At 61.6% G+C, this 9,653-nt stretch carries 11 protein-coding genes; 8 read left to right on the forward strand and 3 right to left on the reverse strand.

Going from position 1 to position 9,653, the window contains the following annotated elements; genetic code table 11:
* Positions 1–40 precede the first annotated feature (40 nt).
* Positions 41–646 carry a hypothetical protein gene (locus tag ACIQ17_RS25870; RefSeq protein ID WP_398472150.1) on the reverse strand — a complete coding sequence of 202 codons (606 nt, stop codon included), beginning with the start codon at positions 644–646 and terminating at the stop codon, positions 41–43.
* Positions 647–984: 338 nt separating this feature from the next.
* Here ACIQ17_RS25870 and ACIQ17_RS25875 point away from each other — a divergent pair, with 338 nt between their 5' ends.
* The 3 genes from ACIQ17_RS25875 to ACIQ17_RS25885 all read left to right on the forward strand — a co-directional run bounded on the left by ACIQ17_RS25875 (position 985) and on the right by ACIQ17_RS25885 (position 1,857).
* Positions 985–1,149, forward strand: a complete 165-nt coding sequence (locus ACIQ17_RS25875) for a hypothetical protein (protein WP_398472151.1) — start codon at positions 985–987, stop codon at positions 1,147–1,149.
* A 197-nt stretch (positions 1,150–1,346) separates the two neighbouring features.
* Positions 1,347–1,625, forward strand: coding sequence for a hypothetical protein (locus tag ACIQ17_RS25880; protein ID WP_398472152.1), 279 nt, complete (start codon positions 1,347–1,349; stop codon positions 1,623–1,625).
* Between the two features lie 19 nt (positions 1,626–1,644).
* Complete coding sequence (locus ACIQ17_RS25885; RefSeq protein ID WP_398472153.1) at positions 1,645–1,857, forward strand: DUF1289 domain-containing protein; 213 nt, start codon at positions 1,645–1,647, stop codon at positions 1,855–1,857.
* Between the two features lie 83 nt (positions 1,858–1,940).
* Here ACIQ17_RS25885 and ACIQ17_RS25890 read toward each other — a convergent pair whose 3' ends face one another.
* Entirely contained in the window at positions 1,941–2,180 is a 240-nt protein-coding gene (locus ACIQ17_RS25890; RefSeq protein ID WP_398472154.1) for a hypothetical protein, read from the reverse strand.
* Between the two features lie 338 nt (positions 2,181–2,518).
* Between ACIQ17_RS25890 and ACIQ17_RS25895 the strand changes: the two genes are divergently transcribed.
* Entirely contained in the window at positions 2,519–3,253 is a 735-nt protein-coding gene (locus tag ACIQ17_RS25895; RefSeq protein WP_398472156.1) for a class I SAM-dependent methyltransferase, read from the forward strand.
* A 644-nt stretch (positions 3,254–3,897) separates the two neighbouring features.
* Here the strand turns inward: ACIQ17_RS25895 and ACIQ17_RS25900 are convergent.
* Positions 3,898–4,500, reverse strand: coding sequence for a DedA family protein (locus ACIQ17_RS25900; protein WP_398472157.1), 603 nt, complete (start codon positions 4,498–4,500; stop codon positions 3,898–3,900).
* Between the two features lie 810 nt (positions 4,501–5,310).
* Here ACIQ17_RS25900 and ACIQ17_RS25905 point away from each other — a divergent pair.
* The 4 genes from ACIQ17_RS25905 (at position 5,311) to ACIQ17_RS25920 (ending at position 9,547) form a co-directional block, all read left to right on the forward strand.
* The gene (locus ACIQ17_RS25905) at positions 5,311–5,835 is read left to right on the forward strand and encodes a MarR family winged helix-turn-helix transcriptional regulator (protein ID WP_398472158.1); all 525 of its coding nucleotides are present in this window, start codon (positions 5,311–5,313) and stop codon (positions 5,833–5,835) included.
* Positions 5,836–6,193: 358 nt separating this feature from the next.
* The gene (locus ACIQ17_RS25910) at positions 6,194–7,699 is read left to right on the forward strand and encodes a porin (protein ID WP_398472159.1); all 1,506 of its coding nucleotides are present in this window, start codon (positions 6,194–6,196) and stop codon (positions 7,697–7,699) included.
* A gap of 268 nt (positions 7,700–7,967) precedes the next feature.
* Positions 7,968–9,029, forward strand: coding sequence for an acyltransferase family protein (locus ACIQ17_RS25915; protein WP_398472160.1), 1,062 nt, complete (start codon positions 7,968–7,970; stop codon positions 9,027–9,029).
* 41 nt (positions 9,030–9,070) lie between these two features.
* A complete protein-coding gene (locus ACIQ17_RS25920; RefSeq protein ID WP_398472161.1) occupies positions 9,071–9,547 on the forward strand; it encodes a copper resistance protein in 477 nt (158 codons plus the stop codon).
* Positions 9,548–9,653: the final 106 nt, after the last annotated feature.

Raw genomic sequence — 9,653 nt, forward strand, 5'->3', positions numbered from 1 at the left:
CTGGCGCCGTCGGGGAGGACTTTGTTGATGGCTCGGAGAGCTAAGTGCCGTAGGCGAGGACGGCACCGCCAACTGCGCGGGGACCGACGCGGACGACCGCACGGTCGTTGAGCGGCTCGGTGAGATCGATCACCACGGACCCTTCGCAGGCCATCGTATGGACGACGGCCTCGAGCCCGCGGCGCGTGTGGATGAGGCCGGACAGGGCGCGGAGCTGCAGCGGCCCCTCGCTTTCGAGCGCACCGATCACCGCTTCGCGGTCGTCGACGTGCAGCATGTCGCTGCGGCGACGCCAGACGGTGCGCGCCGATGTGAAGCGCGGCTCGCGCCTGATGTCGGCGGAGGTGACGGTCATGATGCCCGTGCATCCCTCCGCGAAAGCGAGGTGCATGAGGCCTTCCGCCGTCGGATCGCACGGCGGCCGGTCGTCGACGAGATCGATGGCATGACGCCCATAGTCGCTGTCGACGATCACGGCATCGACACGCTGAACGGTGTCGTCGATGCGGAGGCTGGGATGGAATTCGATGCGACGCACGGCGCCGTCGAGAGCCGATTGAATGAGAAAGTCGCGGTGAAGGTAGCTTCTCACGGGAATGGCGCGTTCGGTGTTGTGTCCGATGAACAAGGCACTCTTCGTCTGCATTCGTCCTCGCAAGGTTCGGGAACTAGGGACGCGACGGATCGACCGCGTTTCATGCGCGTTCGATCGTCCGGAGGGAGCATCAGAGGGGTCGCGAAAGCGTATCGGGGGATTGCTCGAAAGCGAGCGTTCTTAGATCAGAAAATACTAGAGATGTCAATCAAAAACATAAAATTCAGATATCTAATTTGATCCGGCAATTTATTCAACAACTTTATCGCAAATGCCTATTCTGACCGGTGACGCGCATCGCTAGTATCCGTCGCGATACGGATGATCGGTCGAAGATGGCGAAGGCGGCGAAGACTGGCAGAAAGGCGTCCACGCGACGAGACGGTCGCGTGCCGACGCTGATCTACGTGCGGCCGGAGGTTCTGGACGCCGCACAGAAAGTGGCCGACGCCCGCGGCATGAAATCGTGGGAGTGGATCGAGCAGGCGATGAAGACCGCGCTGGTGCCGAAGCGCGGCGCGAAAGCCTCCCGCAAGAAAGATCTTCCGGAGTGAATGCGCCGCGTCTCGTCCGACTGCGGTGGGCTGGACATCTGATCGTCATTTGACGCCTCGCGTGCTCACGCCTATCTAGCGGTCGAGGATGGTCCGGGCCCCTCTGGCGTGAGCGATCGGCGGTTCACGTGATGTCGGATCGCATCATCTGCGTCCGATATCTGATGAAAATGCTGGATTCGATCATAGAACTAATCGTGCGACTTTTCATCGTCGACCCGCTGCAGGCCGAGATATCGGACCGACTATCGAAGGCGCGTGTTCCGGCCGCGATCATATCTCAGGTGAAGTCGTGCACGACGTCGGCGCTGCCAGTCGTCGTACGGCGCGTCCAGGACGATCCGCGGTGGGCGGTCGGCATCGCGATCGATGTCTGGCTCAAGCGCAGGTCTCCGGAACAGGTCGCCGACGATGCAGCACCGGCGTGCCGTCCCGCCGTGGACGCGGCGCGTTCGTATCTCGACGGTCGCGTGTAGACGACGACAGGCTCCGAAGATGGCAATCGAATCCCCGTGCGTGGATGTCTGCAAGTTCGACCGGCGAAAAGACATGTGCGTCGGATGCTGGCGGACGACAGAGGAGATTCGTTCCTGGCGCAAGATGACCGACCATCGACGCCGCCAGATTCTTGCGGACCGCCGTCGCCGAGAGGCGAAGTCGGGCGACCGCGCCGCCAAAGTCGTCTCGTACCGAGACGGTGAACGATGAGATGCGAGACATGGCGCCACTATTTGGCCGCGCCGTTGCTCCACTTGTCACTGACGTTCAACGGGGCGCCGCGCCACTCGATGTCAATTCCAACTCTGCAGATATGGCTCCGCATCGCGCTCATCTTTGCGATGATCGTCGGTCTGCAGCGTCCGCCTATCGGGAGTGAAAGCCACTCGCACCATGGCCTGACTGCGGTTCAAGGCGAGCCTCACGCCCCGATCTCCGCTGGTCCAGACGGTGATCAACAGGTCGTCGTGACGATCGCGACCGAGGAACGGCACGATGCCGGCCAGGCGGATCGTCATGATCCTGCCGATCATTCGCATGTCGCATCACATTTGCCCCCATCGTCACCCGTTCTTCCGCCGGCGCCGCCGTTCTCGACGGCGATGACGGTCGTGAGCGCGGCATCCAGCGGCACCATGCCTTCCTTCGAGCGTCCTCCGAGACCTTTCCTCCGCGCGTGATGGCGCCGCTGGAGCGGATGCCCCAGCGTTCCCACCATTCATGAAGGCTGCCGGTCCCGAACTTCTCGGGAGCCGCCGACAAGCGCGTCCATGTGCGCGCAGCGGCGACGGCAGAGCTTCCGTCTCGTCATTCGGACCGGATCGACCTCGCCGCAACGTCGGGAGGTGACGATCGCTCAAAGGAACATCGCTTGCAAAAGCTCGATTGGGTCGGCTTCTGGAACACCGACCACCACATCTACGTGAACCAAAGGCACAAGATCGTCCACGACCAACTCGTCACCCGCGATATCGCCGCGTACCTGCCCGAGGGCAGCGCCGTCCTGGATTTCGGATGCGGCAAGAATTTCGCGGTCCATGAGATGATGGACAAGGCCGCCCAGCTCATCCTCTGCGATGCCGCGCCCTCGGTGCGGGAGGAGCTTCAGAGTCGGTTTCCGAACCACCCGAAGATCATGGTGCTGGCTCCGGAGGATCTCGGCCTTTTTCCGGACGGCTCGTTCGACGTCGTCGTCATGCATTCCGTCGCCCAATACTTGGCGGCGGACGAGATGCGGAAGACCTTGGTAAGCTTCGATCGTCTGCTCAAGGACGACGGCAAGCTGGTGCTGGGCGACATCGTCTCCGGAGAGGGCGGAGCCGTCTCCGACGCCTACGCGCTCCTGACCCTCGCAAGAAAGGAGCGGTTCTTCGGAGCCGCGGTGATCGGCCTCGCGAAGACCGCCATTTCGCCCTATCGCAAGCTGAGGCAGGAGCTGGGTCTGACGACGTACGACGAGGCGGAGATCCGCCTGATGCTCGACCGCGCCGGCTTCACCTGCGAACGCATGGCTCGCAACATCGGGCACAATCAGCGCCGCACGACCTATTTGTGCCGCAAGCGGCCGCGGCTTGCCGACGTCTTGCGGGCGGAGGGCGAGAGTTGAGAGCCGTGGTGGTGCCCGCGGCGATATCGGCAGGGCGTCCTTGTTCGGCCGCTCTGCAGCGAGACCGGATCGTACGCTGGAGAACGGTGAGCAAGCGATGAAGGACGTCTGTAAGAAGTGCGGAGGCGAGATGCTCGTCTATCGGACGGGGCCGCATCCGTGGCGCACAGGCTACGAGGTGCAGCGCTTCGAATGCACGGACTGCAAGGCTCAGGCTGCGCGCACCACAGCCATCGAAAGAAAGGCGAGATGAAGCCCGCGATGCGTCCAGCCGGAGCCGGACGAGGCTACTGGTCCTCGTCGCTCGCGAAGCGCGTGTCGCGAGCTACCTCGCGGCGTAGGCCGCAACCCGGACATCGGTATACGTGAGCGTCGAATCCGACCCGAAGGGGGCGGACGCCCTCCTTCTCCATGGTAGCATCGCAAGCCTCGCAGAAGGGAGAATCCATGTCCGGCGCCGGATCGAATGAAGGAAGTCAGGGGGAATGGTTGGCCGACAAGCGAAGGGCGATTGAGTGCAGATGATGGCTCGCGTGAAGACGAGTGTCACGCATCCCGTCGCCGGCGCACGATGCGATCGTGAAGCGTAAGATGGAATCGTATGATTTCCTCATGGTGTATCTGCAACATCGGTAGCGGCGCGATCAGCGCGTCTGCGCCTTGAAGGTGGCGACGCGGAACAGATAGATCGCGATCGCGACGATGAAGATGCCCGTGCCGATCGGCTCGACGATGCCGGAGACCTTTCCGTAGTTGGCACCGAAGACGAAGCCGGCATAGGCGAGGGCACCCGTCCAGACCGTGGAGCCGATCGTGGAGAGCAGCAGAAACCAGAGCGGCTGCACGCGGAAGATGCCGGCGGGGACGGAGATCAGCGTCCGCACGCCCGGCACAAGGCGTCCGAGGATCAAGGCAGCGGCGCCGTGACGGATGAACCAGACGTTGGCGCGCTCGACGTCTTCAGGACTGAGAGTGAGCCATCTGCCGTGTCTCGCAGCGAATTCTTTAAGGCGGGTCTGACCCAGCCAGCGGCCGACCGCGTACCAAAACAAGGTTCCCAGCACCGATCCAGCTACGCCCGCGACGATCACCGCGACGATTCCGAGATCTCCACGCGATGCGACGAAGCCCGCGAGCGGCATGACCAATTCGGACGGGATGGGAGGAAAAAGATTCTCGATCAGCATGAGGAGGAAGATTCCCATCGCGCCGGCACGCTCGACCGTTGCGATCACGAAATCCGTCATTCAATTCCTCCTTCGACAATGTGACGCATGGGAACGCGGATCATCTGATATTGTTTCAAACGCGACGATACAGATCGACGTGGATACCGCCCGCGATCGAATGTCGTGCAAACTTCGAGATTTCAGGTGAGACGACGCGTGATAGCGGCATGCGAACGCGTTGATTTGCAGGTTGCGCGACGTCGACAGATTCGATTTGTACTTTGCCTCGCTTGATCGTTTTGTTATGCGAAGCACATGCGAGGAGAAATCACACGATCGAATCCGATAAGAGCGACGCATGGTTTGCGTCGCGTCGTGTTGATGTTCGTCGCATTCGCGTATCTTTTCACTGGTTTCTTCCATCATTCCGACTGTGCACACGCTTCAGCGGTATCTCAGTCGACCGTCGTCGCCGTATCCGACGGGGGGACCGAGAAGAGCAAGTTGGTGATCGGAGCATGCGATCATTGTCCCACTTGTGCCAGCGCGCTCGCACCCGACGTTGCGAAGATCTTGCACACCGTAACGCCGGCACCGATGATCATTCCTGCGACAGACATGCGCGTCGTCCGCGTGGCTGGTCCGGATAGTCCTCCTCCCAAGTCCTTTATCTGAGCGAATTCCGTCAGACGCCACCGACGTCTCCGATCGACTTCATCAGGTATTTGTCATGCCATTTCTCAGAGCTGCGGCGCACATTGCGCATGCGCGTCTTTCCTTCTCGACCGACGATTCAATATCACCGTCCATCTCCCGCCATAACCGCCCCCGCGGTGGAACGCGCGCGATTCCGGCGTGCCGCGTGCATCTCCGGAAGGCGGACAACACATGAAGACCACGAGGCCCCTATTCGACGGGACGTCGGAAAGCTTGCAGGATGCCCTTCAGAACGACGACGACATCGGTCGGCGCATGGTCTGGGACCTTACGGCGATCGGCGTCTACGTGAATCGCATCGCCGACCTTCTGGGGCGGCGTATTGGCGTGACAGGATCGCAATGGCTTCTGATCATGGCGGTCGACGGGCTCGGCGAAGGAGAAGGCGTATCGGTCCGTGATGTCGCCGCGCTGCTGAACGTGGACGGATCCTTCGTATCGGCTCAGTCGAAGATCCTCGAGGAGCAGGGGATCTTGCGCCGCTCTCAGTCCGCAGAAGACAAACGCCTGGTTCTGCTCGCCGTCACGGAGCTCGCCAAACGACGTCTTGGCGATCTCGAATCGGCGAAGAGTGCGATCGAAAAGCACGTATGCGGCGAGTTGGAAGATCAGTCACTGCAGGAACTCTCGGACAGGTTGATCACGATGCGACGGCGGTTGGGACGCGCAATGCTTCTCGTCGCCGCCGGCGAATAGTTCAGCGATGGCGCGGACATATCGGTTGGACGAACTGCATGTCCTATCGGTGTCTGATCAAATTGACTGAATAACTCATGCTTTTTCTGCGCTGGTCTTTTGTCACGTCGATCGGGAAAGCGAGTGCGGAGGCCGCTCAACTATCAAAACGATGTTGCTCTCGCGGTGTGCGCGAATTCATATCTCGTCGCGGAGTTTCGGGGGACACCTCCTTATCGAATGCGCGGAGTGCCTGAGCGTGATGAGCGCTCGTTCGAGTAGGACGCATCGATTGAACAGGAATGCTCGTTCGCGGGCCGGCCTGCAAAGTCTCGCTGCACAAGGAGAGATGAAAATGAATTTCTTGAAGACGACTATCTTGGGGACGGCCGCAAGCCTGTCTGTCCTGAGCGTGGCCCAGGCGGCCGATCTGCCGATGAAGGCGAAGGCGGTCGAGTACGTGAAGGTCTGCTCGCTCTACGGCGCGGGCTTCTACTACATCCCGGGTACCGACACTTGCATCAAGATCGGTGGCGCGATCCGCCTCGACACCGCGTTCAACGGCGGTACCTACGACACGCCGTTCTGGCAGGGCGGTGCCGGCGGCAACAACCTCTGGACCAAGGACAACTACACCACCCGCGAGCGCATCAACCTCACGACCGATACGCGCACGGCCACGGACTACGGCGTCGTCCGTACTTATGCCAACATCCAGTTCGACTTCCTGCAGAACCGTGAATCGATCGCCGGTGGCTACACCGAAGTCGATTACGCGTTCATTCAGTTTGCCGGCTTCACCTTCGGTAAGGCCGTTTCTCAGTTCGATCCGCAGTGGACCCTGTCGCGACCGTTCATTTCTTCGGGATTCAACTCCGGCTCCTTCAACGCCACGGGTATCCCGCAGATCTCCTACACCGCGTCGTTCGGCAACGGCGTGTCAGCTTCGATCTCGCTGGAGAACGCGTCGCCCTATCGCAACGCCGGTCTCTGGAATACCAGCACCTTCATCGTTGGCCCGGGCGCAAGCACGTTCACCGGCACGTTCTACGGTTCAAGCTCGAACACCTTCCTCGGCAACTCGTACGGCGGCAATCAGATTCCTGACGTCGTCGGCAACCTTCGCCTCGACCAAGCCTGGGGCACGCTTCACTTCGGCGCTGCGATGCACACGATCACCCCGGGCTTCTACGCGGGCACCGAGAACACCGGTCACGCGGACAACAGCTTCGGCTTCGCCGTCACCGGTGCCGTCGAGTTCAAGAACCTGCCTACGGGTGCTGGCGACAGCTTGAAGCTCGAAGCCTCCTACGGCAAGGGGGCCGCCAAGTACATCTTCGGCGGTACCACCGACGTGATCGGCGGCGGCCGGTACAACAAGGTCAGCGGCAACACCGCCGGTTTCGGCTACGTGCTCGACGGCGTATTCGCTCCGGGCGGCCAGATCATCCAGAGCGAAGCCTGGCAGGTCAGCGCATACTATGAGCACTACTGGAATCCCGCCTGGCGCACGTCGGTGTTCGGCAACTACAGCCAGATCTCCTACGGTGATGGAAACGCGCAGATGCTCGCTTCCTTCCAGGGAATCGGCGCGGGCGGTCCGGGCTTCAACTCGTCGTCGGCTGCAGCGGCGCGTGCAGGCGTCTTCGCGGGCACCGGCAACTTCGATCTTGCACTTGCGCAGATCGGTACACGCACCGCATGGACGCCGGTCCGCAATCTGACCTTGTCGGCGCAGTTTACCTACAGCCGCCTCGATCAGAATCTGAACGGTACCTACACCACCAATGCCGGCGGCATGCTCGGCAAGCCGGCTGGCACCGTGCTGCAGACGCAGGATCAGAACCTCTACAACGGCGCCGTCCAGATACTGCGCTCGTTCTGATCTCCAATTCTCATCCGCACCGGAATTCCCTTCCTCGCGGGTGAGATGTTCGCTGGGCCCCTCGTCAGGGCTTCGTGAACCTCCAAGGCGCCTCCAGCCATGCCCGGCTGGAGGCGCTCGCTTTCTTCTGAATTCCTTCCGTCGTTGTGGTGACTTCGGTTGGAGTGTCCGTCGTGCTTCTGCGCGCCGGGCGGAGGCGCTCTCCGGCGAATACCCCCGCTTGGAGGGCGCATCCAAATGTCCCTTCGGCCTGGAGTTCTGAAATCCGATGTTCGGCGCGGTTCTCTCCGAAAGGCTGCAGTCCGACCGGAATTCCTTCAATCTCGTCCGGCTCGCCGCCGCGGCGTCGGTCATCGTCTCCCATCTTTTCATCCTGAGGTTCGGGCCGGGCACGCCGGAACCGCTGTCCTTGTCGACGCCGTTCACGCTCGGACAGCATGCGGTCAACGTTTTTTTCGTACTGTCGGGTCTCCTGCTGTCGCGATCGTTGGACCGAAACCCCGATCTTTGGAGGTTCGCGTTCGCGAGGGTGCTGCGCATCGTGCCCGGGCTTCTCGCCTACGGTCTGGTGTTCGCGCTTGTCGCGGGACCGCTGCTGACGAGCATGGCGATCACGGGCTATTTCACCGATATCAAGACGTGGACCTATCCATTGACGGTGCTGGCGCGTTTCCAGCAGGCGCCGGCACCGCCCGGTCTGTTCGGCGATCTGCCATACGCGTCAGCAGTGAACGAGCCGCTTTGGACGTTGAAGTACGAGATCGCGGCCTACGCGGGGCTGGGCATCGCCCAGGCGATGGGCCTGCGCAGGTCCGTGGCGTTCCTGATGATTTCGATCTTACTAACTGCGATCGGGATCGTCGCCTTGCAGCCGGGATCACAGGCGCTCGCCGGTGCCGTCGACAAGCTCTGGCCTTTCCACCTGAGCCGCTACGGGCTTTGCTTCCTGCTCGGCGTCTTGGCACATCGCGGGCGCGATGTCCTGCCGGTGACGCCATGGCTGCTGCCGGTCTCCTTCATCGCTGCCATCGCCTTTGCAGGAACGACGCTGTCGCCGGTGACCTGCATCGTCGCAACGGCGCATGTCGCCGTGGTCGCGGGAGCGATGGATTTCGGCGCCGCCACGCGATGGGCGCAGCGCGACGACATTTCGTACGGCACCTACATCTACGGATGGCCCGTGCAGCAGGCGTTGCTGACGCTGGTGCCCGGCATTTCGCTGCCGCTATTCGCGCTTCTTTCGTTCGTCTGCGTGATGCCGCTTGCGATTTTTTCGTGGTCGGCCATCGAACGGCCCGCATTGAACTACAGGTCGGGGAGGGCCGCATGACGCGCGGTCGCCCGGTCGATGAATACTGAGGAGTTGAAGTCTTGCTACGAATTACTATCGCCGCCGCCCTGATCTCTGGAACGACGTTCGCCGCTGCCGCGCCGCGCGTGCCTGCCGTCGACTCCCACTACAACTACGCTGCCGGCCAACCCGTGAAGGGGAAGTGGAAATCGACGACGCCGGTCGCGGTGGTCTACTCCGACAAGGGCGGCAAGCTCGTGATCACGCCGGAACAACTGAAGTTCAAGCGAGGGCAGGTCGTGAAGTTCTCCATCCGCAACGATACCGCCGTGAAGCACGAATTCGTGCTGGGAACGACGACCGAGAATCTCGGACATGCGGAGACGATGCGGATCTCGCCGGATCTGGAGCGTCATGAGGTCAACGGCCGGGTGATGAAGCCGAATTCCACTGTGGAACTACAGTGGCAGTTCATAAATACCGGCAAGTTCCAGTTCGCCTGTCTCGTCCCCGGGCATGCGGAGACCGAAAGTCGCGGAGAAGTCATCGTCGAGTGAAACGGGCAGTTAGCGGATAGCCACGGAAAGCCGGCACGTTCGAGTTTGCTTGACTCGTTCCAGGCCATGCGGCGGAAGAAATCGGCACCGAAGTCATCGAGGATTT

The sequence above is a fragment of the Tardiphaga sp. genome (assembly GCF_044340795.1).
Taxonomy (GTDB): domain Bacteria; phylum Pseudomonadota; class Alphaproteobacteria; order Rhizobiales; family Xanthobacteraceae; genus Tardiphaga.